This is a genomic window from Coleofasciculus sp. FACHB-1120 (assembly GCF_014698845.1).
Lineage (GTDB): Bacteria > Cyanobacteriota > Cyanobacteriia > Cyanobacteriales > FACHB-T130 > FACHB-T130.
In genome coordinates, this window is sequence record NZ_JACJTV010000011.1 from 141,344 (window position 1) to 168,146 (window position 26,803).

General features: G+C 47.4%; 19 protein-coding genes. 7 read left to right on the plus strand and 12 right to left on the minus strand.

What is annotated here, in order from left to right:
• Positions 1-124 precede the first annotated feature (124 nt).
• Together H6H02_RS13135 and H6H02_RS13140 are read right to left on the minus strand one after the other, a co-directional pair.
• Entirely contained in the window at positions 125-667 is a 543-nt protein-coding gene (locus tag H6H02_RS13135; protein ID WP_190818261.1) for a hypothetical protein, read from the minus strand.
• 291 nt (positions 668-958) lie between these two features.
• Positions 959-1,912 carry a metallophosphoesterase gene (locus tag H6H02_RS13140; RefSeq protein WP_190818262.1) on the minus strand — a complete coding sequence of 318 codons (954 nt, stop codon included), beginning with the start codon at positions 1,910-1,912 and terminating at the stop codon, positions 959-961.
• A 143-nt stretch (positions 1,913-2,055) separates the two neighbouring features.
• Here H6H02_RS13140 and H6H02_RS13145 point away from each other — a divergent pair, with 143 nt between their 5' ends.
• Entirely contained in the window at positions 2,056-3,084 is a 1,029-nt protein-coding gene (locus tag H6H02_RS13145; RefSeq protein ID WP_190818264.1) for a hypothetical protein, read from the plus strand.
• 120 nt (positions 3,085-3,204) lie between these two features.
• On the opposite strand, the gene H6H02_RS13150 is transcribed toward H6H02_RS13145, so the two are convergent.
• Both H6H02_RS13150 and H6H02_RS13155 read right to left on the minus strand, forming a co-directional pair.
• Entirely contained in the window at positions 3,205-3,360 is a 156-nt protein-coding gene (locus tag H6H02_RS13150; protein WP_190818266.1) for a hypothetical protein, read from the minus strand.
• Between the two features lie 216 nt (positions 3,361-3,576).
• Positions 3,577-4,272, minus strand: a complete 696-nt coding sequence (locus H6H02_RS13155; RefSeq protein ID WP_190818268.1) for an N-acetylmannosamine-6-phosphate 2-epimerase — start codon at positions 4,270-4,272, stop codon at positions 3,577-3,579.
• A 136-nt stretch (positions 4,273-4,408) separates the two neighbouring features.
• On the opposite strand from H6H02_RS13155, the gene cobN reads away from it, so the two are divergent.
• Positions 4,409-8,443, plus strand: coding sequence for a cobaltochelatase subunit CobN (cobN, locus tag H6H02_RS13160; protein WP_190818270.1), 4,035 nt, complete (start codon positions 4,409-4,411; stop codon positions 8,441-8,443).
• A gap of 241 nt (positions 8,444-8,684) precedes the next feature.
• Here the strand turns inward: cobN and H6H02_RS13165 are convergent, their stop codons facing one another.
• Complete coding sequence (locus H6H02_RS13165; RefSeq protein ID WP_206757277.1) at positions 8,685-11,486, minus strand: PAS domain S-box protein; 2,802 nt, start codon at positions 11,484-11,486, stop codon at positions 8,685-8,687.
• Between the two features lie 719 nt (positions 11,487-12,205).
• Between H6H02_RS13165 and H6H02_RS13170 the strand changes: the two genes are divergently transcribed.
• Positions 12,206-12,706, plus strand: coding sequence for a DUF4149 domain-containing protein (locus tag H6H02_RS13170; RefSeq protein WP_190818275.1), 501 nt, complete (start codon positions 12,206-12,208; stop codon positions 12,704-12,706).
• Positions 12,707-12,794: 88 nt separating this feature from the next.
• Here the strand turns inward: H6H02_RS13170 and H6H02_RS13175 are convergent, their stop codons facing one another.
• Positions 12,795-13,796, minus strand: coding sequence for a J domain-containing protein (locus tag H6H02_RS13175; protein ID WP_190818278.1), 1,002 nt, complete (start codon positions 13,794-13,796; stop codon positions 12,795-12,797).
• 149 nt (positions 13,797-13,945) lie between these two features.
• Positions 13,946-16,171, minus strand: a complete 2,226-nt coding sequence (dnaK, locus tag H6H02_RS13180; protein WP_190818285.1) for a molecular chaperone DnaK — start codon at positions 16,169-16,171, stop codon at positions 13,946-13,948.
• A gap of 105 nt (positions 16,172-16,276) precedes the next feature.
• Here dnaK and H6H02_RS13185 point away from each other — a divergent pair, with 105 nt between their 5' ends.
• On the plus strand, positions 16,277-17,710 hold the full coding sequence (locus H6H02_RS13185) for a hypothetical protein (protein ID WP_190818287.1): 1,434 nt from the start codon (positions 16,277-16,279) through the stop codon (positions 17,708-17,710).
• A gap of 151 nt (positions 17,711-17,861) precedes the next feature.
• Here H6H02_RS13185 and H6H02_RS13190 read toward each other — a convergent pair whose 3' ends face one another.
• Positions 17,862-18,293, minus strand: coding sequence for a hypothetical protein (locus H6H02_RS13190; protein ID WP_190818289.1), 432 nt, complete (start codon positions 18,291-18,293; stop codon positions 17,862-17,864).
• Between the two features lie 169 nt (positions 18,294-18,462).
• Between H6H02_RS13190 and pds the strand changes: the two genes are divergently transcribed.
• Both pds and crtB read left to right on the plus strand, forming a co-directional pair.
• Positions 18,463-19,896 carry a 15-cis-phytoene desaturase gene (gene pds, locus H6H02_RS13195; RefSeq protein WP_190818291.1) on the plus strand — a complete coding sequence of 478 codons (1,434 nt, stop codon included), beginning with the start codon at positions 18,463-18,465 and terminating at the stop codon, positions 19,894-19,896.
• Positions 19,897-20,015: 119 nt separating this feature from the next.
• On the plus strand, positions 20,016-20,945 hold the full coding sequence (gene crtB / locus H6H02_RS13200) for a 15-cis-phytoene synthase CrtB (protein WP_190818293.1): 930 nt from the start codon (positions 20,016-20,018) through the stop codon (positions 20,943-20,945).
• Positions 20,946-21,200: 255 nt separating this feature from the next.
• Here the strand turns inward: crtB and H6H02_RS13205 are convergent, their stop codons facing one another.
• Both H6H02_RS13205 and H6H02_RS13210 read right to left on the minus strand, forming a co-directional pair.
• A complete protein-coding gene (locus tag H6H02_RS13205) occupies positions 21,201-21,560 on the minus strand; it encodes a DUF952 domain-containing protein (protein WP_190818295.1) in 360 nt (119 codons plus the stop codon).
• A 235-nt stretch (positions 21,561-21,795) separates the two neighbouring features.
• Entirely contained in the window at positions 21,796-22,683 is an 888-nt protein-coding gene (locus tag H6H02_RS13210; RefSeq protein ID WP_190818297.1) for a PhzF family phenazine biosynthesis protein, read from the minus strand.
• 386 nt (positions 22,684-23,069) lie between these two features.
• Between H6H02_RS13210 and H6H02_RS13215 the strand changes: the two genes are divergently transcribed.
• Positions 23,070-24,143: a septal ring lytic transglycosylase RlpA family protein gene (locus H6H02_RS13215; RefSeq protein WP_242040693.1), complete on the plus strand. Its 1,074-nt coding sequence runs from the start codon at positions 23,070-23,072 to the stop codon at positions 24,141-24,143.
• A 71-nt stretch (positions 24,144-24,214) separates the two neighbouring features.
• Here H6H02_RS13215 and H6H02_RS13220 read toward each other — a convergent pair whose 3' ends face one another.
• Positions 24,215-25,762, minus strand: coding sequence for an anthranilate synthase component I family protein (locus tag H6H02_RS13220; RefSeq protein ID WP_190818351.1), 1,548 nt, complete (start codon positions 25,760-25,762; stop codon positions 24,215-24,217).
• Between the two features lie 493 nt (positions 25,763-26,255).
• Positions 26,256-26,681, minus strand: coding sequence for a photosystem I reaction center subunit II PsaD (locus H6H02_RS13225; protein ID WP_190818299.1), 426 nt, complete (start codon positions 26,679-26,681; stop codon positions 26,256-26,258).
• Between the last annotated feature and the right edge of the window lie 122 nt (positions 26,682-26,803).

Genomic DNA, 26,803 nt, shown 5'->3' on the forward strand with positions numbered 1-26,803 from the left:
TATGGCAATCTTATTTAAATTGTAATATACCAGCGGTTGAGATGCCCGAATTCTTCAAGAAATCGGGCATCTCGTCTTTGGGAATCATTAGAATATTTCACAACTTATCTAGGAATGCTATAATTTAAATCTTATCTGTTATTTTAGAAATCACGAGAGCAGCACTATAGGCTAATTTTTGAGTTTTTGAATCACTCATGGGAGCTGGCTGAAGGTCTACACACTTAATATTATAGTTTGTCGCAAAGTTTTCAACTGCTAATGCTGGGCTTCCACTACCAGTAGTTAAAACAAAATCTCCTATATTTTGACTGTCTTTCCAAATATTTACAACAATTTTTGCTCGTCCCGCCCAAATACACTGGACATTAATAGGACAACGTGAATCTTCTGTAACTTGATTAAATTTTACCAAAATATTCTCATTGGGTAAAATAGCTGTCTCGTTTAGATTTATCTTAAACTCACGATTTATTTGAGCAACAATTAACTTACTGTTTTGTTGAGAAAGTGGCTGGGAATTCGGTGAGATAATTTGGACAGATTGAGGAGCTTTGCTGGGTAGTTGAGCGTCTTTTTGTGGTAAAGATAGCGATTGAATACTTAAACCAATTGCACAAGCTAGGACAAACAGGAATAAACTAATTATTGGCTTTTTTAAGTTCATAATTATTGTTATTTTTGAATTTTTAATAAAATAAAATATTTCACTTTATTGAGAAATTAAAATATTCATGTTTTGTAGTGAGATAGCTCATGCTCCAGATGCGATCGCGTATTTCTTCCTATACATTAATCTAGCTCAATATTAAGGATATTACGTCTTGAAGATATAAGCGATCGCATTGCAATAAAGCATCTGTTGCTATTGACATCTAGCTGCTCATATATGGAAAAATTGAGCAAGTAGTACACAGCAGGTATTTTACTTTCAGGCGCTTGACTTTCATAGTTTGAATTAGGCTGATTGCAGAGGAATAATGCCTTGGTCGAAAATGCGGTTATCGGTGCCGATACCGCTAATGATTATTCTGTCTGGATAAACATTAAATGCTGCAAAACTCAATTGACTAGCAGAATGCGCCGTCCATTCTGAACGTTCCACCGGGCGGAGTCCTGCCCCTGCTCCACAGATGAGATAGGTAGTACCATTGATGGGCTGAGTGCGCTCATAATGGTGGTCGTGACCGTTGATGTAAAGTTGCACTCCATACTTTTTAAAGAGCGGCGTCAAGGTTTGTATAAAGGGTTGATTGACCCCATATGCACCCGATGAATAAATTTGGTGATGACCAACAACCACTTTCCAAGACGCATTACTGCGACTGAGTTCTTTTTCTAACCATTTTAGTTGAGTTTCCCAGTCAGCATTCTCATTAGTATCTAAAGCAAAAAATTGTACGGGATTACGGCGGAATGTGTAGTAGCGTCGTCCCTGCATATTAAAGCCTGGATAGCGAACTTGGGGTTCTCCGTTATCGGTGCGGATGTCGTGATTGCCCAGAACCGCCTGAAATTTTACTCCGCGCTGCAATAAAGCTTGATAGGGGCGCTCAAAGACATCGACAATTTTCTCGATTTCACCGTTGTTGTAAATATTGTCACCTGCAAGAATTGCCAAATCGAAGGGCTTTAGCGCGTGGTAACGAGCCATTGCCGCCGCCACAGCATACTGGCTTGCCGAACCAGTGCCGGTGTCAGCGACGGAGACAAAGCGCAGGAGAGGGGATTGTGATGAACTAACGGTTGTCGATTTGGAGCCTAAGTTGGAGGAAGGGGAGGTTTTTGAAGTCTTTCCTGGGTTGATATCCTGACTCTGAGCAATTTGGCTGCGGAATTTCCTGACCAAAAAAGCTAAGCCGAAGCCACTGAGGCTACTTAAAATTAGAAAGTCACGGCGTTTAAGGGACATGGATTACTTGATTAAGAGTTACGTAAGTTGGGCGTAAGTCGATTAAAGCAGAATAGCAAAGTGGTAGATTAGGGCTGTGAAGGCAGCATTCGGTAAAAATTACCGTAATAGCACCTATTTGCACTGCCCTCAGGGGAAATTCGATGCCAGAAGAACAACCGAAACAGCCAACTTCCTCAGCCAAACCGGCACCCCAAACGCCGACGCCCACGCGGGCGAAAAGCCAATCGGGAAAAGCCCTCCAGCAAATTTGGGCTAAATTCCAACCCGTTCTGAAAGTGCAAAGCCTTAAAACTCTGCGTGGCACAATTCAGGTGCTAGAAGGGGTTGTCGAAAAACTGGAGGCAGAAGCTACCGTACAGTTACCCTCAACGACTCCTTCTCCTCCGGAAAAGGTGATATTTCAACCTGCTGATGGGGTGACAGCGCAGACGCCAGAAGTGACGCCAGAAGCGCCAGCACTGACTACAGAGACGCCAGCCCTAGAGACAGATGCGGACACGCCAGCACCCGAGACGCCCCCTGCTCAGGTGGTGCCTTTGCCACCGACGCCGAGTCTTCTAGGGAGGTTCCGTCCGAGTTGGATGCGCTTTGTGATGTTGTGGAATGCGACGCTGGCGAAAATCCGCTCAATTCTGCCGGAATCAATCAGTCAAAAGCTGTCGAATACGGCTTTGTCGGGAGCGATCGCAGGCGTTCTTCTCGTAGTACTCTGGACAACAGCCGCCCTGGTACCTGGGAAGCCTCCGACTGACGTGGCGAATCTTCCGCCTTCACAAATCACCGCTCCACCGGAATTAAAAGCGCCTGAAGCACCAGAACCCGTGGAAACGGTGACGCCGCCTCCCCCAGTGCTGACTCCAGAGCAAAACCTGATTGCATCTATCCAAAATCGAGTCACTGAAATTACCAGCCAATATGAAAATGGGCTGATTCAGTCGATTGAAGCTAACTTTCCAGGCAGCTTGCTAATCGTGAAGGTAGGAGATGCTTGGTACAATCTCTCTGTCTCTAAGCAGGACAAATTAGCTTCTGAAATGCTGCAACGTGCTAAAGAACTTGACTTCAGCAAGCTACAACTCGCCGATTCTCAAGGCGACGTACTAGCACGTAGCCCAGTTGTGGGAAACACGATAGTAATTGTGAAGCGGCGTCAACTGGCGACGAGTTAGTTGTTGCGTCGGTGCCGCCAAATCTACCTAAAATACTTTTTCTGGTTATACCTTCGAGGCATCGAGGGTATTTTGTTTTTTACGCTTAACTTTTTTTGCGCTGATGTTTTTTGCGCTTAACTACCGATTTCCCGCACGCACCGATTGGGGCGGATTTCTAAAGGTCAAACTTTGGGTTGGCAGCATCCAGGTAATCAGCAATCCCTGCAATGCACCCACTGTAACCAACGCCCACAAAAATCCTGTTTTCCTGATGACTCGTGGTAAAGCGTGCATAATAATTCTCCTAGGTAGCGCCTTGGCACATTTAAAAATTTTTAGACCATAAAGGTAACTAGAGAAATCTTTGAGTGCCTCTACCTAAAGAAGTATATCCCAATAATTACCTACGTGCTGAGACTAAATCTAGAAAAAAACTGCTATTTCACGAGAAATACTGATAATTAAGTAGCCAAAGTTTTAATTATTACAATTGTTTTTAGCTAAAAATTCTCAATTTTCGAGGCTTGGGAAAGCAGTACGGTACATTTTTACGTTGTAATCTATACCTGTAATTGCGGTGCCGACGACAACAGCATAAGCTCCTAGTTCCAAGGCGTGTTTAGCTTGCTGAGGTGAGGCAATGCCACCTTCACAAATCGCTGGAATGCTTAGCTGTTTAACTATTTGGGCGAGAAGATCGAAACCGGGAGGAGCCAGATTTTTCGTTAGGGCAGTGTAGCCATAGAGCGTGGTACCGACAATGTCTGCACCAGCCGCCGCCGCCGCGATCGCGCTCTCTATCGTATCCACGTCAGCCATCACCGGCTTGCCTAATTCATCGTGAATCCGGGCAATGAGTGTTTCTACTGTTTCTGTGCCTGGGCGATCGCGTAAAGTAGCGTCAATGGCAATAATATCCGCACCGGCTTGAGCGATCGCTTCCGCGTGTTCAAACTGCGGCGTAATATAGACTTCGTACCCCGGTATCTGTTGTTTCCACAGCCCAATAATCGGTGATTTTACCCGTTCTCGGACTGCCTTCACATGAGCGGGTGTATCAATTCTGACAGCGACAGCTCCGTTGAGAATCGCCGCTTGCGCGATCGCGGCAATCACCGACGGCTCATGTAGAGGCGAGTCAGCCGGAGCCTGACAAGATACAATCAGACCTTGACTCAGCGCGTTTAATCCTTGTGATTGGTTCATGGTTTATCGTCAAATGCCATGAACATTGAACAACGAACCATGAGCTTTGAGCAATCCACTTTCAGCTAAGTGTGAGAAAGTCATACCTTGGCAAGAGTGAATCTCAAGAGCCAATCTAAAATCTAAAATCCCAATTATGCATCGTTTAGCCGCTACTCCTGGAGGATGGAATCCTGACGCTGAAGGCGTCATTTTCATCGAGCAAACCCCTGCTCCCATCGTCCTTCTCACCGCAGCTGACACCGACATTCAAACTCTCGCCGCAGCAGTATCCAAATTGCCAGAGGGATTTCCAGCGCTACGAGTCGTCAATCTCTTGCAGTTGCAGCAACAGCTCAGTATTGATACTTACGCGGAGGAAGTGCTAGAGCAGGCACAGGTAATTATTCTACGGCTCCTGGGAGGACGTTCCTACTGGTCTTACGGATTAGAAGTAGTACGCGAGACAGTGCAGCGAACGGGTGCAGCATTGATTGTCATGCCAGGAGACGATCGCCCAGATCCTGATTTAATCAGTCATTCTACTGTTTCTCTATCAGTTGTTAACCAGTTGTGGCGTTACCTCATCGAAGGCGGCGGGGAAAATTTCGCCAACGCCCTAAAATTTATTGCTGATATTTGTCTAGAAGGTAGCTACAATCCACTCCCACCCCAAGAAGTTCCTCGCGTGGGGCTTTATCAATGGGAAATGGGGGATGAGGAAGAAAATAAGAAAAACCTAACCCCCCAGCCCCCTTCCCTACCAGGGCAGGGGGAGAATTGCTCCTCTCTCCTTGCTGGAGAGGGGTTAAAGCCAAAAGTTGGAATTTTGTTCTATCGCGCTCATTATTTAGCTGGAAATACGGCAGTCATTGATGCTCTTTGCCAAGCTTTAGCTGCCCGAAAATTAGAACCCGTCCCCGTTTTTGTCTCTTCCCTGCGAGATCCGGATGTGCAGGAAGAAGTGTTGCAACAACTCCAACCTAAAGATGCAGAACCCATACAAGTTTTGCTGAGTACCACCAGCTTTGCGATTAGCTCATTGCCAAACCCGAATGGTCAAAAATTAGCGATGAGCGATGAGCCATTAGCACTCAGCACCTTAGATGTACCAGTGTTACAGGTAATCCTCAGCGGTGGCACGGTGGAACAGTGGGAATCTGGGTTTCAAGGGCTATCGCCACGGGATATGGCGATGAATGTAGCGTTGCCGGAAGTGGATGGGCGGATTATTAGCCGTGCGGTTTCGTTTAAGGCGGTGCAAACCCGAAATCCTCAGTTGGAAACGGATGTGGTGGTTTATGAGCCGGTACGCGATCGCGTTGAGTTCGTTGCTGACTTAGCCTCTAATTGGGCAAAACTACGCCAAACTCCACCATCTGAGCGGCGAATTGCCCTAATTTTGGCTAATTATCCCAACCGAGATGGGCGTCTTGCCAATGGTGTTGGGTTGGATACGCCCGCAAGTTGTGTGGAAATCCTCAAGGCGTTGCAGTTAGCTGGGTATCAGGTTGAAGATATCCCGGCAACGGGAGATGAGTTGATTGGGCGTTTAACGGCTGGGGTGACGAACGATCCGGAGGGGCGATCGCGCCCTGTCGGGCAATTTGTCGCTGGGGAAGAGTATCAGGAGTATTTTGCGACGTTGCCTGTGGGGGTGCAGAAGGGAATTTGCGATCGCTGGAGTTCGGTTTTGGAGATGAACCGCAAAGACGCGAAGAGCGCGAAGGAAGAGAGGGAAGAAAGGCAAGAGAAGGAAGAGAGGGAAGAGAAGGAAGAGCGATTTATCGATCTAACTGGTTCTGTTTTCCAATTCCCGATTCCCGGTATTTATCTGGGTAATGTGTTTGTGGGGATTCAACCAGCGCGGGGTTACGATATTGACCCTAGTTTGAATTATCACGCCCCGGATTTAGAACCGCCTCATCGTTATCTGGCCTTCTACTATTGGGTGCGACAACATTTTGAGGCTGATGCAATTGTCCATGTGGGGAAACATGGGAATTTGGAATGGTTGCCGGGGAAAAGTGTTGCTCTCTGTGAAAATTGTTATCCAGAGGTAGCGTTAGGAGCGTTGCCTCATCTTTATCCTTTTATTGTCAATGACCCTGGTGAAGGTTCGCAAGCTAAGCGTCGCGCCCAAGCGGTAATTATTGACCATTTAACGCCGCCGATGACTCGCGCTGAACTTTATGGTTCTTTGCAACAATTGGAAGGTTTAATTGACGAGTATTATGAAGCGCAGAGTTTAGATCCATCGCGCCTGCCAGTGATAAGCGATCGCATCACTCAGCTAGTCCTTGAAGAAAATCTCCATCAGGATTTAGGGTTAGAAACTCTTAACAACAGAAGTGAGGAGATCCAAAATTTCCTTACTCGCGCTGATGGGTATCTGTGTGAATTGAAAGAAGCTCAAATTCGAGATGGTTTGCACATTTTTGGGCAATGTCCGCAAGGGCGACAACTTAGGGATTTGATAGTAGCGATCGCTCGTCATCCCGGTACTCATCGTCTCGGCTTAACTCGCGCGATCGCCCAAAATAGGGGTTTGGATTTCGACCCCTTGACAGCAGATCCGGCTCAACCTTTGTCAAATTCAACTCCTGTAGAGGCGCGATTTATCACCTCTCCAAATAAATCCTCTTGCATCGTTGGCGATGTCATCGAAGCATTAGAACAAGAAGCGGCTAACTTGGTGGAACAGCTGATAATGCAAGAGGAGCCACTCAGCACTCAGCACCCAGCACTCAGCGCTATTCTGGAGTGGATACACAACTCCCTCCTCCCTTCCCTGCAACAAACCACCCAAGAAATCACTAACCTATTGCGCGGCTTAGATGGGCGCTTTGTCCCTAGTGGTGCCTCTGGCGCACCAACACGAGGACGCCCAGACGTTCTGCCTACGGGTCGCAATTTTTACTCAGTTGATATTCGGGCAATTCCTACAGAAACCGCTTGGCTGGTCGGACGCAAAGCAGCCGAAGTCTTAATTGAACGATATACCCAAGAAAACGGCGAGTATCCTAAAACACTTGGATTATCCGTATGGGGAACTTCAACCATGCGAACTGGCGGCGATGATTTGGCAGAAGCGCTGGCATTGTTGGGAGTCCAACCCGTGTGGGATAGTCCGTCGCGGCGGGTAGTAGATTTTGAAATTTTGCCAATTTCCGTTTTAAATCGTCCCCGTGTCGATGTCACGCTAAGAATCTCTGGCTTTTTCCGCGATGCTTTTCCGAACTTAATCGATCTATTCGATCAAGCGGTGGCGGCGGTAGCGGCGCTGGATGAACCACCAGAGCAAAACCCCTTAGCCGCGCAAGTTAAACAAGAAACCGAGTTATGGGCAGCAGCAGGCTTAAATCAGGAACAAGCAGAAATGCGATCGCGCTATCGCATCTTTGGTTCTAAACCCGGTGCCTACGGTGCGGGATTGCAAGGCTTAATCGAAGCCCAAAACTGGACGGATGACCAAGATTTAGCCCGCGCCTACATTAACTGGAGTAGTTACGCTTACACTAGCACCGCAGATTCCCCACCTACCTTGAAAAGGGGAGCGCAGAAAGACATTTCTTCTCCCCCCCTTAATAAGGGGGGGTTGGGGGGGATCTCCGCCCCAGAAGCCTTTGAGCAGCGTCTACGCCAAATGCAAATCGTATTGCACAATCAAGATAACCGGGAACACGATTTATTAGATTCAGATGATTACTATCAATTTCAAGGCGGTTTAACAGCAGCAGTTCGGGCGATGAGTGGCAAAAATCCTCAAACTTATTTTGGGGATAATTCCTTTCCTGAAAACCCGAAAGTGCGGCAACTTCGAGAAGAAATTGCGCGAGTATATCGTTCTCGTGTCGTCAATCCAAAATGGATTGCTGGAGTCATGCGCCACGGCTATAAAGGTGCATTTGAAATGGCAGCAACCGTAGATTATCTCTTTGCCTACGATGCCACAGCAAATTGTGTAGAAGATTTCATGTATCAAGGAGTAGCAGAGGCGTACTTATTCGACCAATCTGTGCAAGATTTCATCCAGCAAAAGAATCCTTGGGCATTGCGAGATATGGCAGAAAGGTTGCTAGAAGCCAATCAGCGCGGATTGTGGAAAAACATTGAGCAAGAGATGGTGGATAAGTTGAGAAGCTTAGTTCACCAAGCCGAAGCCGTTATCGAAAACATGACACCAATTTGAGGAAAAAAGCTGACGCTAAAGCCTCCCTTTTCAAAGGGTTTAGGGAGATCGTCTTCGAGTCATTAAACTTAAAATAAAATCAGCGCGGTGAGTTGCAATCTCAGAACCCATGACCTTAACACAATTAGCCGATTACGGAGTAACATAATCTGAAAAGGTCGCGATCGCTCGCTCATCCAGCCAAAGCTGTCAAGGATTACTTTAGAAATCTCTCCCGTAATTTGTAGTCGGGGAAAATGTGTCAATTACCTTGCCTTGGACTTTGTTTCACTGGAATCTCCACAACGAACTCGCTTCCCTGTCCTGGTGCCGATACGCAACTAATCGACCCTCCATGTTTTTCTGTGACAATCTGATAGCTGATTGCCAATCCTAGCCCAGTGCCTTGACCGATTGGCTTAGTTGTGAAAAATGGGTCAAACAATCGCGCCTTGATATTTTCACCGATGCCAGGGCCGTTATCTGTAATTCGCACAACAATTTTGTTTGCGTTCACAACCTCAGTGCAAATTTGGATTGTCGGTAATGGCTCATGAGGAAGAGGAAATTGATTATCAGAACTTTTTTCCTCAGAAATCATTCGCTTTTGACGATTAGCAATTACCCCATCCAGAGCATCTATGGCATTGCTCAAGATATTCATAAATACCTGATTCAGTTGTCCCGCATAACACTCTACTTCTGGAAGCGTGCCATATTTCTTAATGACTGTAATCCCTGGAGAATCTGGTTTAGCTTTCAGCCGATTCTGCAAGATTAGCAACGTACTATCAATACCCTCGTGGATATTAACCGGCTTCATTTCTGCTTCATCCAGGCGGGAAAAGGTTCGCAGAGACAGGACAATCTGGCGGATGCGGTCAGCACCTAACTTCATTGAAGTGACCATTTTGGGTAGGTCTTCCAGGACAAACTCAATGTCTAAAGCCTCAACTTCCTCTTGAATCTCTGGCACGGGATTGGGATAGTACTGCTGGTAGAGTTTCATGAGATTGAGTAGGTCTTGCGTATATTGCTCGGTGTGGATGAGATTGCCGTAGATAAAGTTAACGGGGTTGTTAATTTCATGAGCTACCCCAGCCACCAGTTGACCCAAACCGGACATTTTTTCAGTTTGAATTAATTGGGATTGGGTTCTCTTAAGTTCGTGCAAAGTTTGCTGCAACTCTTGGGCTTTTTCTCGTTCTTTGGCTTCTGACTGGCGCAAGGCATCAAGAGCTTGCTTGCGATCGCTAATATCATTGTTAATTTCTAGTCTGGCGGACACCTGACCCATTTCATCTAATTGCAGCGTCCATCGGCTGGCTACGGTGATTTGAGTCCCATCACGCTTGGTGTGGATCAATTCGCCCTCCCACTTCCCTTCACGCAAACATATCTCTAGAACTTCCTCTTTTGGTAGGGGAAAGACAGTTTGCAAGAAGCTATGGATGTACTGACCTAGCGTTTCTGCTTTTGTCCAACCGTATAGCCGTTCAGCGCCCTGATTCCAATAGCTAATGTTGTCATTCAAATCTCGAATGATAATCGCATCAGTGGCTAAGTCAAGCATCTCCATATTTTGCCGCAAGGCTTTCTCCGCCTGCTTGCGTTCTGTGACATCTTCAATCGTGCTGAGGATACCGATTACTTTCCCCATTGCATCGTGAATGGGAACTTTGTTAATGTCTACCCAGAGTTCTTCATTGTTTGGTTGAATCAATCGTTCGATAATATGCAGTTCCGGCGTATCCGTTGCCATCACGCGGCGGTCGTCTTTTCGGTATTTTTCTGCCAATCCTTGCGACCACAAGTCATAGTCTGTCTTGCCAATAATGTTCTCTGGATTGCTAATTCCAGTGATTTGACACGAAACCTTATTACAGCCTAAGTAGACAGAGTTTCTATCCTTCCAGAAGATATATTGGGGAATATTATCCAAAATCAGTTGCAGTAGCTCTGCACCCTTGCGAATTTCCTCAGCGGCTTTACGCTCGGTGATATCATTGCCAAATTGAATTAAATCAACCAATCTGCCTTGCCGGTCAAACCGCTTCAAAACATTCCAATTAATAATCCGTTTTTCTCGATTCTGAACGGTCAAAACTGTTTCATAGTCGCGCACACCACCCTGTTTCAGGGTGGATAATAACTGCTCGACGCCTTTGTACTCGTCGTCAGCATAAAAGATTTCCCACCAGTTCCGTCCAATTAAGTCTTCGGCACTGTAGCCAGTCACCTGTTCAACAGCAGGATTGACAAATGTAATCACCCCATCCAGCTTTAGCCCGACGACCAGTGCTGGTGTAGTCTGAATAATAAAAGATGTATAGTCGCGTTCTTTCTGAAGTTCATTCTCTGTGCGATAGCGATCGCTCATCTCCCCATAAATCAGCCTGTAAACCCACAAAACAATAATAAAATTTAGGAATACTCCGCTTAAAAATGTAATCAGCGAGTCACGAGCCTGGTTTTTCGCTTGTTGATACTGCTCTTTCAACAGCTGCTTTTGCCCATCTTCCAACTCATTGATGACCAGGCGGATCTTATCCATCACCGCCTTGCCTTCATTCGTCTTGACCAACTGCTGCGCGGCTTCAAATCCCTTATTTTTTCGTAATTCGATTGACTGCTTCAATTCAGCAAATTTACTAGCAATCAGAGACTCTAGGGTGTCGATCTTCTGCTGTTGGTTGAGGTTATTTTTAGTTAGGTTTTTAAGAAATTTAACTTGTTGATTAACGGTGACGGTTGCTTTGTAGTAGGGTTGTAGATAAGTCTCGTCTCCAGTGATCAGATAGCCTCGCTGCCCTGTTTCACCGTCCTTGATTTGGGAAAGCACATCATCAAGCTGATTAATGATGGTAAAGGTGTCGTCCACTGAGTTATTCGCTTGCACCAGTTGGGCGATACTCCGGTACGAAATCCAACCAATAGTAATCAGTAGGATGGTTGCTACTCCTAGCCCTCCCGCAACTTTGTAGAAGAATCTCCGATGGAAGTGCTTCCCTGAGCTGCTCTCAGTGGCTGCGTACACTAGATCAGCTTCATTTTTAGGCAGCATCGCTTTCATCATGGTGGGTTTCGGTGGGCAGGGGTTTAGGGTGAACGATAACAAGTAGCAGCTTCTAGACTTAGAATGTGAAGCTTGATTGCCTTTCTCGCATCCATTTCTTGCATCAGTGATGAAAAGCCTGTAGGGTTCTCGCGATCAGCCTCTTACTTGGGCAGGGGCATCCAGAAAAGGCTCTATAAATCTGATCCCATTCTGGTGTTCAAGGTATATTTCCTTGCTTAAATCATCCTTTAGGTAGATGTTTTTCTTATTTTTATTAATATGCCGAAGTTAACCGATAGTGAAAAACCGAGGCAAAGGTTAAGCTTTTTTGCGAACTTGAGTACAAAAAATTTGTAAAGCAGCGTCATACAAGCTCTGTGGCGGCGCACTTTTAACTAAAAAACATCTGGATAGAAATCTTCGTTTCAGGGTTTTACACATTTTAAACGGGTCTGGAGGGCGATCGCATTCTTTGAGCGCATTCTTTGTCGGTGGCGATGCAGCGACTCGCACCTGGTTTCTGAGCGATCGCGCTTTACCAAGCCGATGGTGCCCTCCTGACTTAATTAACTCGCTACGAATTTACTGAAATTCTTAATAATTCTGAGAATTTAACTAAATGTAAATTCGTAACAGCAAAACTGCCAAAAATCGAAAAGATACTTCATATCGTTTCTAAAAACAATTCGATAAGCTGAAAGAAGACAGAAAGTTGAGGAAATTATATGACCGCTTTTTCTAGCGCTGGATTAAAGCAACCAGCATGGCAAACAACCGTCACTTTTACGTTGGCTTTCTGGCTTAGTGGAAGCTTGCTTTTGGACTGGGTAATTATGCCCAGTTTGTTTGCAACAGGGATGATGACTCAACCTGGATTTGCAACAGCTGGTTATTCAATTTTCTGGATTTTTAATCGGATTGAATTATTATGTGCAGCCTTAGTATTAACGGGGCTGTTGGTTCTTCACCGCACTCATACAGGCTCTAATCTGGGAGGGCGCAAAGTAATTTTCTTATCCCTGTTCCTGCTGACAATTGCCATTATTGATACCTATTTCTTAACCCCACACATGAGCGCACTGGGGTTACAGCTCAATCTTTTTGAACCCGTTGCTGAGATTCCTGCCGGGATGAATCAAATGCACGGGGGCTACTGGACATTAGAAGCGTTGAAGTTGATTGCTAGCGGAACACTGTTGGGTTTGTGCTATCGCGATCGCGCTTAAACGCCAGTATTTTAATTGACGCCCGATACCGCCAGACTTCAGTCTGCGGCTATACAAAAAATTAGCCCGCGCCAGCAGGGCTAATTTTTTATCGTTGAACTGGCAAATCAAGACGGGGCTTAAAGGTTTCGATTTGCCGCAGCTTTTCGTAGAGTTCCCGTTCTTCGGAAGTGACTGTTTTGGGAACTAGAACCTGAATTTCGACTAACTGATCGCCGCGTGCGTCCCCTCTACCTGTTGGGTAGCCTTTCCCGGCAAGGCGGAGACGCTTCCCGTGTCCGACACCGCTGGGAAGCGTCATTTTCACCAAACCATCCAAGGTTGGCACTTCCACGGCTCCCCCCAACACTGCCTCGCTGGGAGTGACTGGCAATTGGCAGAAAATATCTGAGCCTTCTACTTGAAAGAAAGGGTGGGGCGATACGGTAATTTTCAGGTATAAGTCGCCGCCTTCAATGCCCTGACCCTTCAACCGGATGCGTTGCTCGTTGACCATTCCGGGCGGCATATCCACTTCGAGCGATCGCCCATCTTCCAGGCGAATCCGTTCGCGCCCTCCCTGATAAGCTTTTTCGAGGGGCATTGTCAGTCTGGCTTCGACATCGCGGCGGCTGGGGCGCGAATTCACGGTGTAGGATGTTTTTGTGTTACCAGGGCGGAAGGTATCGGATGCGGCAACTCGGTTGCTGGGGCTGGGTGCCTGGGTAGCTACACGGGTTTCCCGACGCCCTAACAGAGTATCGACAAAGCTGTTAAAGTCCGGGTAATCGTCGTATTTTAATTCCTGTGTGCCATTGCGACCGTTGGTGCGAGTCCCCCAGGCTTTAGTCCCCTTCGTCCCTTTTGCGCCCTTGAATCCACTCCGGTTCCAGAACCGGCTGAACTGATCGTATTGCGATCGCTTACTCGCATCAGAAAGAACTTCGTAGGCCTCACCGATATCCTTGAACTTTTCTTCTGCTGCTTTGTCGCCAGGATTTAGGTCGGGGTGATACTGCCGAGCTAGCCGCCGATAAACTTTCTTAATTTCGTCGCCGGAGGCATCACGAGCAACGCCCAGCATCTGGTAGTAGTCCCGAAAATTTTGCATAGTTAATTAACGATTAGCTTTTAGCAATTAGCTTTTAGCGATTAGCTGATTGAGTGCTGGATATTCACAGTTTTAGCAGAGAAATCCTCTCCTATTCGTGCGAGACCGCTTCAATGGCTAACCGCTAATCGCTAACAGCTATAGCTAATTTACAGCCAATCATCATCATCATCCCAATCATCCTCAGGTTGAACGGTTCTCGAAGTCCGGCGGGGAGCGATGTCGCTATCCCGACTATACCGCTGACTGCCTGTACCGCTATTGCGACGGTCATCGTCATAGCGATCTTGATAACGGCTACCTTCTGAGCGATCTTGATAACGGCTACCTTCTGAGCGATCTTGATAACGGCTACCCTCCGAGCGATCTTGATAGCGGTTATTCTCATAGCGATCTTGATAACGGCTACCCTCCGAGCGATCTTGATAACGGCTACCCTCCGAGCGATCTTGATAGCGGTTATTCTCATAGCGATCTTGTGCCGAGTTGCCAAACAAGGAATCGCCTTCGCCAGAAAACGTGCGACGGATCGATCCGAAAAAGTCGTCCTCGTCCTCCATTGATTCCATCCGCACCTCTCGGTTCAGCTCATAGAGAGCATCCTGGAGATCGCTTTGTGCCCGATCTACAGCCCGATCGTCATCGCGGGCAATACTCTGACGCAGTTCCTGCACCATGTTCTCAATGCGACGTCGCTGACCAGCAGCAAACTGCATTCCAAAGGTCAGCGCCACCTCTTTCAGTTGCCGTTCCGCACTGAAAGCCAGTGCTTCGGCGCGGTTGCGCTTCTCTACCCGTTCGCGCCGTTCCCGATCTGTTGAGGCGTATTGCTCGGCTTCCTGAATCATCCGGTTAACTTCCGATTCGCTTAAAGTGGAAGCCCCTTGAACGGTGATGCTCTGCTCTCGCCCTGTCGTTCGGTCTAACGCCGTCACCTGTAAAATGCCGTTGGCATCAATATCAAAAGATACCTGAACTTGGGGCACTCCTCGCGGTGCTGGGGGAATGCCAGTGAGCTTAAACCGCCCTAGCGACTTGTTATCAGCCGCCATTTCCCGTTCCCCTTGGAGTACGTGAACTTCCACTAAAGTTTGGTTATTTTCAGCGGTCGAGAAGATATCCGATCGCCGCACGGGTATCGTCGTGTTGCGAGGGATGAGTTTTTTCATCACGCCGCCTATTGTTTCCAGTCCTAGGGACAAAGGCGTGACATCCAACAACAGCACGTCTTTGACCTCACCGGCGAGGATTCCCGCTTGAATTGCGGCACCCACTGCCACCACTTCATCTGGGTTAACGTTCTCGTTCGGTTCCCTGTCAATTAAGCTGCGAACTAGCTGTTTCACCAAGGGAATGCGAGTCGAACCGCCCACTAACACCACTTCGTCAATCTTGGAGGGGTTAAGACCAGAATCTACTAAAGCGCGTTTGACGGGTACCTTCAATCGGCTCACCAAATCCCCACACAATCCTTCAAATTGCGCCCTCGTTAGCCTGGTTTCTAAGTGGACGGGGCCTTCTTCCGTGGCAGTGAGAAAAGGTAAGTTAATATCCGTGACTGTGACGCCAGATAGCTCAATTTTGGCTTTTTCGGCGGCTTCCGTGAGGCGTTGTAAGGCTTGGCGATCGCGTCTGAGATCCACCCCTTCTTTTTCCATAAACTCTTCTGCCAGCCAATCCACAATTTTCCGGTCAAAATCGTTACCGCCTAATTGCGTGTCACCACTGGTGGCTTTCACCTCAAACACTCCATCCCCCACTTCCAGGATGGAAACATCAAATGTACCGCCGCCCAAGTCAAATACCAGAATTGTCTGAGTATCCTGGCGATCCAAACCATAAGCCAACGATGCAGCCGTTGGCTCATTGAGAATCCGCAATACCTCTAACCCCGCAATCCGCCCAGCATCTCGCGTCGCTTGCCGCTGGGAATCATTGAAATAAGCGGGAACTGTAATCACTGCGCCCGTCACTGGCTGTCCCAGATAACGACTCGCCTCATCTGCCAACTTTTTCAGCACCATCGACGAGATTTCTTCTGGAGTAAATTCCCGCTTTAGTCTGGGGCACTTGACTTTAATATTGCCCTCGTCATCCCGCCGAATCGTGTAGGGAACTTGCTTCGAGGTGGGGCTGAGTTCAGCATACTTGCGTCCGATGTACCGTTTTACCGCATAAAACGTATTTTGTGGGTTTAGAACGGCTTGCCGCCGCGCCATTTGTCCAACTAGGCGTTCCCCGTCTTTGCTGAAGCCTACCACGGAGGGAGTAGTCCTCATGCCTTCCGCATTGGCAATGACAACGGGCTTGCCGCCTTCCATGACAGCTACGACTGAGTTGGTTGTTCCGAGGTCAATGCCGACTACCTTGCCCATGCGATTCGTGTTCTCCTTACCTAAGTTAATATATTGAGAACAATTTGCTGGATTTATTCTATCTTGCTGTCAGGAATGCACAGTAGCAGGCAAGAGAGAAACTCAATGATATATCGACTCTTTATTATTTTTTCTGCGAATCATCGCTTCTTGTCCCGCTTTACTGCCGTCGTGGCAGGATGTTTACTATCCATTGGCTGTTCGGCAACGCCAGCACCCCAAACCCCCCCTACGAGCCTGCTGGTTCAGCCCTCATCTGCCACAACAGCAGCGACTAAGAGTGATTCCTTGTCGCAGGCAATTAACCAAGCTAACAGCGCTGCTAACCAGGCTCAAGCGGCTGAATCGGCGGCGGACTGGGATGAAGTTGCCCAAACATGGATAAGCGCGATCGCATCCCTGCAAGCCGTACCACCCGACAGTCCCCAACGAGTCTATGCCCAGAAGAAAATTATCGAGTATATGGGTTCGTTACAGGTAGCCCAACAAAGAACTGATGCAACCAGCTTTCAGTTAAAATACCCCACCTTTAACAACCAGTTGCTTGATAATCAGCTAGTTCTTTATCTGTCCTACATCGCTGCCGTTGGCCCACCAGATATTTTAATTGTAGGCAGTTCCCGCTCTTTGCAGGGAGTCGATCCCAAACAGATGCAGCAAGCTTTAGCTGCTAAAGGCTTTAGAGGATTGAAAATTTTCAACTTCGGGGTGAATGGCGCGACTGCCCAAGTGATTGATTTGTTGCTCCGGAGAATCTTAACCGAAGATCAGTTGCCAAAACTCATTGTGTGGGCGGATGGAGTGCGAGCCTTTAACAGCGGGCGTGTGGATCGGACTTATAATCTGATTTTGGCTTCTCCGGGCTACAAGCGCTTATTAAGAGGCGATCGCCCTTATAGTAATATTCCGCCCTCTAGGCGTCCGGAGGCACCAGAAACGGCAACTGCCTCTCCCAACCCTAGCTGGGTTGCTGATACCAACTTAGGCGAAATTCCCCAGGACGGAAACCAAGTCAATTCCACCCTTTTGAATACTCCATCCTCCAGCGAGACCAGCGAGACAATCCTGATTCAAAATACTCTAGGAGGTTTGACTCCCGACTACTCGGCAGCGGCAATCAACCCCGATGGATTTCTCCCCGTAAATATTCGATTCAATCCTGCTATTTACTATCGGCAAAAGCCACGAGTTGCAGGCGCTTATGACAGTGATTACAGTGCCTTCCAACTCGGAGGTAAACAGGAGGTAGCGTTAAATAATTTGATGCTGTTTACCAAGCAGCGTCGGATTCCCGTATTTTTCATCAACCTGCCTTTAAGTAGAGATTATTTAGACCGAACTCGCCTCAGAGCTGAGCAACGATTTAGATCTTATATGGTTCGCCAATCTAGTGCGAAAGGCTTCATTTTTCTCGACTTATCCAGACAATGGACAAACCAAAATGGCTATTTTGCAGACCCCAGCCATCTAAATCGCTATGGTGCGGCTGTTATCGGTCGCCAAATTGCTGCCGATACTAGAATTCCCTGGCCTCGCTAGACAAAATATCGTCCGCTCTATCGACTGCTGGAGCTAAACAAGCAAAGTTTGACAACGGAGTCCGACGGCGGACGATTACTATTTATTCTGTGTTTAGTGTAATTGATAAAATTATATTCTTGGCGATTAAATTTGTTCTCCTTCTAATCCCCTAAAACTCTTCACCTTCATCCAAATCTAAATAAGGATTAGGATTAACCCCCTGCTGTATGGTTACTTCATGCTCATAAAAAGCTTGAGAATTTGGAGGATAACAGAGAACAAATCTAGTCTGTTTAATTTCGACAGTATCTTCCAGTCGAGTTTGGATGTAAATTACTTTTTTTAATAGCCGCTGATAGATGACTAAGCTGGGGCAGATAACAACTAATTCAGTCGTTCCAGTATCGTGTTGAGTGATTCTCCACTCACAATGGCTAAACAACGCTTTTAGAGAACCATTTAGCTTTTCATACAGGCGGTGCCTTTGAGCGCGTACTGCTGTAAGCTCCCTTGCCAGCGCCCTATCTCGTTCGCTGAGTGGTTGAGGTGCATCGGGGTTATCGTGGCTCATCGGTCTTTCCTGGGGGTTCAGCTTGAGCATAATGATTTCTCATTATTGCCCCGATCCGATCGCAGCGAGTATTCACCAATCGGAAGAGGGTGGCAGCTTTGTAGAGATTTGCAGTGGTGTAGCGCTATCTTCTGTAACGAAATGCAACGTATAATGAGAGCGACCAAACACGCAAGCAGCTATAAGGGTAGACCATCAGATGCGAGTTGCGATCGCTGGGGCGGGGTTAGCAGGACTTTCCTGCGCCAAATATTTGACAGATGCCGGTCACACTCCCATCGTTCTAGAACGTCAGGACGTTCTAGGCGGTAAGGTGGCAGCATGGAAAGACGAAGACGGCGACTGGTACGAAACCGGACTGCACATCTTTTTTGGGGCTTATCCCAATATGTTGCAGCTATTCAAGGAACTCGGCATTGAAGATCGGTTGCAGTGGAAAGAACACACGATGATCTTCAACCAACCCGATGCCCCCGGTACTTATTCTCGCTTTGACTTTCCGGACATTCCGGCACCATTTAATGGCGTCACAGCGATTCTGGGCAACAACGATATGTTGACTTGGCCTGAAAAAATTCGTTTCGGGATTGGTTTAATTCCGGCGATGGTTCAGGGGCAAAAATACGTTGAGGAGATGGATAAATACTCGTGGTCGGAATGGATGAAAAAGCAAAACATCCCCCCACGGGTAGAAAAAGAAGTTTTCATTGCCATGTCCAAGGCACTGAACTTCATTAACCCGGATGAAATTTCTGCCACGATATTGCTGACTGCTCTCAATCGGTTCCTTCAAGAAAAAAATGGCTCAAAAATGGCATTCTTGGATGGTTCTCCGACTGAGCGGTTGTGTCAGCCAATGGTAGATTACATCACCGAGCGTGGTGGGGAAGTGCGGTTGAAGACACCCATTAAGGAATTTTTGCTCAACGCCGATGGAACGGTGCGGGGATTCCTGATTCGCGGGTTGAATGGTGCTGCGGATGAAACAATCACGGCGGATGCATATGTTTCGGCGATGCCCGTTGACCCCCTGAAGGTGATGTTGCCCCAACCTTGGCGTCAGATGGAGTATTTCCAAAAGCTAGACGGCTTAGAGGGTGTCCCGGTCATTAACGTGCATCTGTGGTTTGACCGAAAATTAACTCAGATTGACCATCTGCTGTTTTCGCGATCGCCCTTGCTTAGTGTCTACGCGGACATGAGCAACACCTGTCGCGAATATGCGAACCCGAATCGCTCAATGTTGGAACTGGTGCTAGCACCAGCAAAAGATTGGATTGGCAAATCGGATGCCGAAATTGTAGACGCCACCGTCGCCGAATTAGAAAAACTTTTCCCCGATCATTTTGGCGGAGAAGATCCTGCCAAGTTGCTGAAATATCACGTTGTCAAAACCCCTCGTTCAGTCTACAAGGCAACTCCAGGGCGTCAGCAATACCGTCCTTCGCAGGCATCACCGATTGCGAATTTCTATTTAACGGGTGATTACACCATGCAGCGTTACCTAGCGAGTATGGAAGGTGCCGTACTTTCTGGTAAGCTGACAGCGCAGGCAATTTTGAGCAGTCAGTCGTCAGCAATCACCGATCAATCGTCAACGGTCATCGATCAGCCGTTAGTCGTTAGTGGGTAATGGTTAGGGGGAAAGAGTCTACTCCCGAATATCTGACTATCTATTACCTGCTACCGAAGAACCATAGACTCACGACAATTGACAACGGACAACTGACACATCTCTCAGCCTTGTATTGAATGCTGCAACTGTCTAATTTCCCGCGCATGAGAACGCTGGCTTCAATAGAGGACGCTTACCAACTCTGTCGCCAGATTACGGCTAAGTACGCAAAGACGTTTTATCTGGGTACGCTGCTGATGCCAGCAGCCAAGCGTCGTGCCATCTGGGCAATTTATGCTTGGTGTCGTCGCACCGATGAACTGGTGGACGGTGCCTCAGCCGCGATTACGACTCCTGAAACTTTGGATCGTTGGGAAAAACAGCTAGAATCTGTTTTTGCTGGCGAACCTCTAGACGATCCGGATGTGGCTTTGGTTGATACGCTGGAACGCTTCCCGATGGAGATTGAGCCATTTCGGGATATGATTGCGGGTCAGCGAATGGATCTCTACCGCAGCCGATACGAAACGTTTGAGGAACTCAATCTTTACTGCTATCGGGTTGCCGGTACGGTGGGGTTGATGTCTACTGCGGTGATGGGCGTCGATACGGAACCGTATACAGCACCTTGGAAGCGCCATCAAGAGATTTATGTTCCGACCCAAGAAGCGATCGCGCTTGGCATTGCCAACCAACTCACCAATATTCTGCGAGATGTCGGAGAAGACGCCCGTCGGGGTCGCATTTACTTGCCTCTCGAAGAATTAGCGTTATTTAACTACACCGAACAGGATCTAATGAATGGCGTAGTCGATGAGCGATGGCGCGAATTGATGCGTTTCCAAATTCAACGGGCACGTAAATTCTACGTTGAAGCCGAACAGGGGATTGGTGCCCTTAGCCCCGACGCTCGTTGGCCGGTTGCGGCGGCTTTAATCCTCTATAGCCAAATTCTCGATCGGATTGAACGCAATCAGTACGATGTATTTAGCACTAGAGCTTACGTTCCGACTTCCCGGAAGCTGCTGAGTTTACCAGCGGCTTGGTTGAGGGCGCAGGTTCTATAACTCTGTGGCACTGACGACTGTGCCGCTGGTGACTTGTACCACTAGCAACAACCAGAGGAAAATCAACTCACGTCTGTAAACCCTATGTTTTTGGGATTAGCCATTCCCGATTTCAAGTCCGTTTATTGAGCAATCGATAAACGGACTTGCTCCTATTCAATCCTTTGACAGCCTAAAATCAACCCAGAATGCGGCTCAGGTTGCCTCTAATCGGTAACATATGTGGTTAGAAGAGAATGCGATCGCTCTCGTTCTTCAAGCCTTGTCAGCACCATCAGCAATCTCTGGCGGTAATTCAAAGCAGCCATCTTCCCCCGGCGGGAAGTCTAGCACTTGCAGCACAGCATTGATATTTAACGCCCCATAGATATGAGGAAAACATTCTCCTTCGTCGAATCCCTCATATCGGATTTCTGCCTCAACTGCTTCCGATTCAAGGCACAGGAGGACTAAGCCCGTTTGGGAAGGAAAAAAGCGATTCGCGACTTTGATAACTTGCGCTGGAGTTGAGCAGTGGATAAAACCCTCCGACTCCAAGGTATCGCCGCAATATTTTTTAGTTGATTTTGCTTCTTCCCACTGTTCGCGCTTCGTGATGTGCAAAATAATACTCATAAACTGTTCCTAAAATTATTAATTTTAAAATCCAATTCGTAAGAGATAGACCCCTATTTACGTCTAAGAATAGATGCAAAGTCCGGTTTCCTTCAGGCTAAAAGTTTTAGCCTGTGTAGATTGGGCTGAGACCCGAAACCCAATAGATTAAAACATTTGATGGATTTTGCTAAGCCAAACCCAATCTACAAGTCTGCTTAACTAAACCGGATTGAGCCAAAGCAAATCTCGTCGGTTAGACGAATTCCCCTTTGGCAACTAAAATCACCTTACCACCCACCGCTACTTCAATAGACTCAGCATTTTTTTGAGCTTTTAACAATAACAAAGAAGGTCTGCCAATTTCATATCCTTGCTCAACTTTGAGATCAATCGTCTCTGCTCCAAAATAGGAATGCTGAACCAAATAACCCGCTAAACAACCATTCGCACTTCCTGTAGCAGGATCTTCGGAAATTCCGGCATACTCGGCAAACACGCGCACGCTTAAGTCATTCTCTGACTTATGAGTTTCAGGGCAGAAAACTAATATACATTTACCTTGAGTATCACGAACCAAATCAAAATATTTATCCTTATTTATCTTGATTCGCTTTAAAGATTGGTGCGTTTTTAAGGGAACGATAATAAAGGGAACTCCCGTAGAAACTTCTTGAATTGGGAATCGAGAATCTATCTCGCTGGGTTCTAAATTCAAAACTTGGGCGAGTGCCTCTCTCTCGAAGGTTTGGGTAAAAATAGGTGGTTTTTGCTGCATCCACAACCATTCTACTGCTTGCTCTGCATAATGCAGCGATACGGGGATTTGCCCAACCTTCAGATTTAAAATTAAGTTTTCAACCGGCTGCTTAATAATTTCGTTTTGCAAAATATAGGCAGTTCCTAAAGTAGGATGACCCGCGAATGGTAATTCTTGCTCCGGCGTGAAAATTCGCACATCATAACCCCCATCTCGAACCACAAGAGAGGTTACAAAAGTGGTTTCTGAATAGTTCGTTTCTTTAGCAATTCTTTGCATCTGAGCATCAGTAATATCACCGACATCCGTAAAGACGGCTAGCTGATTACCCGTGTATTTTCCTACGGCAAAAACATCAACAATGTAAAAGTTGAGGGGCTTCATACTTGTCAAAATCGCTACTGTGTGGTTTATTAACAAAGGCTGGGATCGCGTCAAAATGCACAACTCAGCCGGAGGGAAGATATACCAAAGAAGGAGGTTGGTATACTAGAGAACGTTTGCAAATCCAGAGTGCATTGTAATTAAAGATATTTTTGCCAATGCCATTTTTCGGACTTGTTTGGGTAACTTCTTGGGTCAGCTGTTTTTTCTCTAACCAGGCGTTGTCGAGTATACCTGATTACCTCTCGATAACACTTCCAGCCAAGGTTTTTTCATCTGTCAATAATCCTCTCGAAAGCGATAAATCTCTGTTAGTTCACGCTGTAGGAAAGGAGAAACCTTACTCTTATTTAAGTGGTTTACATTCTCAGAAATTCAGCGCGTTCTTGCCTTCCTGGGGTTTCCAGCTAGGAGGAAATCAGAGCCAATCTTCATCAAGCAATGCTAAAGCACCCGCACAAGCTAGTCGGAAGCTAGAGACGGTGAATAATGTGCTTTGCCGTCCCGGATCAGCACCCCCGAAGGAAGCGCCAGTAGCGCCAACTATCCTATCTCAGTCGGCTTCATGGGTTGAAGTTCCTGCCAATCGAGCGCCAAAACCTAGTTTTCCGACCAGAATTATGCAGGTGATGCAGAATTTGTTGAAATTCCCTGCTTGGAGTGACTCTCGCGACAAGACAACGCCTGCGCCGGTTGCAGTGGTTAAGACGGGTGGCAAGAGCGAATCGGGCGATCGCGTAATCGGTGAAAAAATCGGGAAACAGCAAGGTTTTTGGATGTCCTTGGCTGGGCGTAAAAGTAAGAGCGTCGCCACATCCAGCGGAGAACAGGAGCAATTTCAAGTCTGGGTCAAGGGACATTTAGTTGCTCAAATCCCTGAAAAAAACCAAGCAGAGCGATTTGCCAAGCGAGTCGCGCAACTCCTGCAAAACTCCAATCTAGACGCATCGCAACTGAGACCAACGCTGGTGGATGGGAAGCCAGGGGGTAAGCTAGGCAACGACCAGTTGTTCGTCATTGATAAAGCGATCGCTACCAACTTCAAACGCGATCGCCAACTCTTAGCCATCGAATGGGTAAATAATCTCCGCATCGCTTTGGGGGAAAAGCCTTTAAGCTTGGTCGAAGCTCAAGCCCAAATGCACAGATTAACCCACACAGATACCAAAATCGATGGTTTAGCCTCTTGGTATGGGGGCTATTTTCACGGACGCCAAACAGCAAACGGCGAAATCTACAACCAGGATGCACTCACGGCGGCTCATCCTTCTCTGCCTTTTAATACCTTTCTGAAAGTGACCAACTTGAAAAATGGGGATGCTGTCATCGTGCGGGTGACTGACCGTGGCCCCTACATTGCGCCGAGAACGCTCGATTTGTCGCGGGGAGCTGCTCGCTGCGTTAAGAGCGAAGAGGTGGGCGTGATTCCCTATGAAGCCGTCGTAATGAAACCGCTCTAACCTCAATCAAGTTCTTGAAAAAGAGACGCGATTAATCATCGCGTCTCTACACTCCCTTAACGGCTTAGGCTCTATTCAAGACAGCGAATAGCCTCTAGCAATCCTTTAGCTTTGTTGAGGGTTTCTTGGTACTCAGTTTCGGGGCGAGAATCGGCAACCAGACCCGCACCCGCTTGGACTGACACCTGATGTTTCCCATTGGCTTGAGAACGAACAACCATCGTGCGAATCGCGATCGCTGTATTTAATTGCCCCTCAAAGTCATACCAGCCATATGCCCCCGAATAAGGGCCACGACGGCAGGGTTCGAGTTCGTGAATAATCTCCATCGCTCGAATTTTGGGGGCACCGCTGACGGTTCCGGCGGGGAAGCAGGCTTTGAGTAAATCCCAGGCGGTTTTATCGGGCGCAAGTTCTCCCAGTACGTTACTGACGATGTGCATCACATGAGAGTAACGCTCGATTAGCATCAATTCATCGACTCTCACCGTACCGCTGGTGCAGACGCGCCCCAAATCATTGCGCCCTAAGTCAACCAGCATCACGTGTTCGGCAATTTCCTTCGGGTCTTGAAGTAAGTCCTCGGCAAAGGCGTCATCTTCTTTGGGCGTCTTCCCTCGCGGGCGCGTCCCGGCAATCGGGCGCACGGTCGCGCTCATCCCCTCCTCTGTTAGCGCCGCATCGCCTCCGTAGGAACTCAGCACCGCCTTCACCATCACTTCCGGGCTAGAACCAATAATCTGCCAATCGCCGAAGTTGAAATAAGCCATATAAGGCGAGGGATTAATCAGGCGCAAAGAGCGATATAAGGCAAAAGGATCGCCACTATATTCGGCACAGAGTTGTTGAGACAGGACGACTTGGAAAATATCCCCCGCACGAATATAATCTTTTGCCTTTTCCACATTGGCGCAGAATTGTTCGCGTCCAGTGTTGCTGGTGTAGGTGAGTTGCTTCTCCCGATTTTCAGGGGGCGTCCATTGCAACAAAGTATCTTTTCCCGACAGAGGTAGCTGGAGTTTGCTCACCAATTGAGTAACGCGATCGCAAGCTTGTTGATATGCCTGAGCCAAATCCACATCTGGGTCGCGCAAATCCGCATACGCGATCGCCCAAATCTTGCGCTTCACCTGATCGAAAATAATCAGGTTATCGACCTGCATCCACAATCCATCCGGCAAATCGTCCTCTGAGGCGGGATAAATCGGCACGCGCGGCTCTATCCAGTTAATTAGTTCATAACCCCAGAAGCCAAATAATCCGCCGATTCCGGGCGGCAATTGGGGCAACGTTACCGGGTGAAACGGCTTTAGACAGTAAGCTAATGCCTGAAACGGATCGCCTTCAAACGCGATCGCCCTCCCGTCACGGTGGGTTTGCGTCGTTTTATTTCCTCTCGCCTCCAACACCCACAAAGGATCGCAGCCGACAAAACTGTAGCGTCCTACTTTTTCCCCACCTTCCACGGATTCCAGTAAAAAGCTATAAGGCTGTCCAGCACAGACTTTGTACCAAGCAGACACGGGTGTATCTAGGTCTGCCACCCATTCCTGATACACCGGCACAAAATTACCCTGTTTAGCCAGATCGGAAAATTGGGAAAAATCAGGAAAAATCATAATTTTCTTGCGTTCTGGATCGAGGCGATTCGCCCTAGCGACGCCATTATTCATCCAGGGTAAAACAGAAACGGGCGCAAAAGGGAAAAGGGAAGAACCAGACGCTTCAGTTCATCCTTCATCCTTCTCATTTAGCTCATTTGGATTATCGTATTTTTGTCTTAGGTAGTTCGCCCAATTTATCGGGAAGTCGTGGGGAGAATTCGTGAGAGAGAAGTCTTGGGGAGAAAATATAGCGGTTCTCAGCGAGGTGGAATCTCTGGCGGTTCCAATGTTTGGTAGGGGCATAGCAATGCAATGCCCTTACAGATATGTCGCACCCAAACGAGAATTACGATATCTGGATTCAAACCGTTAACCCAACAGGATTGCCTTTTATCCACCCATTTCTCGCATTATCTTTAACGAATAAAGTTTTAACGAAGAAAGTATTTAACAAACAAAGTAGGGTGGACAGTGCCCACCCTACTTTTACTAAAAAATTTAAAAGGTGCTAAACCTCGTAAGTCGGACGACCGCTAAACTTAACAGTTGGTGGTTCCGGGTTGCTGCCAATGTTCCGGTCTTTCTTATTCACATAAGGACGACCTTGATTGACTTTCTCTGGGAAGACGCCATCCTTAGGATGCAGATACTCCATTTCACCGTTCGGGAAGACACGGTAAATCTTGTAGTTGTTGATTTTGAACTTGGCTCGGAGTACCTGACCGCCTAACATGATGCAGTATTCTTTCCGTGCTAGGTATAGCAAGTTATCACCTTGGTTCATGATGGCAGAGCCACCAGTAGGCAATTCAAATACTTGCTGTTTCGGGCTTGTCCAAGTGATGGCGTACTTTTCTTCTAGTTCAGCTTTGGTGAGCAAACCGCCGGTACCGCCGCCAAATATGGGGGTTTGTCCAGTAAGAGTTTCTGGCATAGATTTTTCTCCCAACGTTTTAGGGCATCCTATCACCGAGGCAACGCCTGTCTTGCGAGTCTGTCAAGAACTGTTACAGTTTGTCATTAGTCATGGGTCGCTGGTCATTTCGTCATGAGTCA

Excerpts from the sequence above, each read along its gene's own strand:
- H6H02_RS13135 (WP_190818261.1), bottom strand. The coding sequence starts at position 667 with ATGAACTTAAAAAAGCCAATAATTAGTTTATTCCTGTTTGTCCTAGCT.
- H6H02_RS13140 (WP_190818262.1), bottom strand. The coding sequence starts at position 1,912 with ATGTCCCTTAAACGCCGTGACTTTCTAATTTTAAGTAGCCTCAGTGGC.
- H6H02_RS13145 (WP_190818264.1), top strand. The coding sequence starts at position 2,056 with ATGCCAGAAGAACAACCGAAACAGCCAACTTCCTCAGCCAAACCGGCA.
- H6H02_RS13150 (WP_190818266.1), bottom strand. The coding sequence starts at position 3,360 with ATGCACGCTTTACCACGAGTCATCAGGAAAACAGGATTTTTGTGGGCG.
- H6H02_RS13155 (WP_190818268.1), bottom strand. The coding sequence starts at position 4,272 with ATGAACCAATCACAAGGATTAAACGCGCTGAGTCAAGGTCTGATTGTA.
- cobN (WP_190818270.1), top strand. The coding sequence starts at position 4,409 with ATGCATCGTTTAGCCGCTACTCCTGGAGGATGGAATCCTGACGCTGAA.
- H6H02_RS13165 (WP_206757277.1), bottom strand. The coding sequence starts at position 11,486 with ATGCTGCCTAAAAATGAAGCTGATCTAGTGTACGCAGCCACTGAGAGC.
- H6H02_RS13170 (WP_190818275.1), top strand. The coding sequence starts at position 12,206 with ATGACCGCTTTTTCTAGCGCTGGATTAAAGCAACCAGCATGGCAAACA.
- H6H02_RS13175 (WP_190818278.1), bottom strand. The coding sequence starts at position 13,796 with ATGCAAAATTTTCGGGACTACTACCAGATGCTGGGCGTTGCTCGTGAT.
- dnaK (WP_190818285.1), bottom strand. The coding sequence starts at position 16,171 with ATGGGCAAGGTAGTCGGCATTGACCTCGGAACAACCAACTCAGTCGTA.
- H6H02_RS13185 (WP_190818287.1), top strand. The coding sequence starts at position 16,277 with ATGATATATCGACTCTTTATTATTTTTTCTGCGAATCATCGCTTCTTG.
- H6H02_RS13190 (WP_190818289.1), bottom strand. The coding sequence starts at position 18,293 with ATGCTCAAGCTGAACCCCCAGGAAAGACCGATGAGCCACGATAACCCC.
- pds (WP_190818291.1), top strand. The coding sequence starts at position 18,463 with ATGCGAGTTGCGATCGCTGGGGCGGGGTTAGCAGGACTTTCCTGCGCC.
- crtB (WP_190818293.1), top strand. The coding sequence starts at position 20,016 with ATGCTGCAACTGTCTAATTTCCCGCGCATGAGAACGCTGGCTTCAATA.
- H6H02_RS13205 (WP_190818295.1), bottom strand. The coding sequence starts at position 21,560 with ATGAGTATTATTTTGCACATCACGAAGCGCGAACAGTGGGAAGAAGCA.
- H6H02_RS13210 (WP_190818297.1), bottom strand. The coding sequence starts at position 22,683 with ATGAAGCCCCTCAACTTTTACATTGTTGATGTTTTTGCCGTAGGAAAA.
- H6H02_RS13220 (WP_190818351.1), bottom strand. The coding sequence starts at position 25,762 with ATGATTTTTCCTGATTTTTCCCAATTTTCCGATCTGGCTAAACAGGGT.
- H6H02_RS13225 (WP_190818299.1), bottom strand. The coding sequence starts at position 26,681 with ATGCCAGAAACTCTTACTGGACAAACCCCCATATTTGGCGGCGGTACC.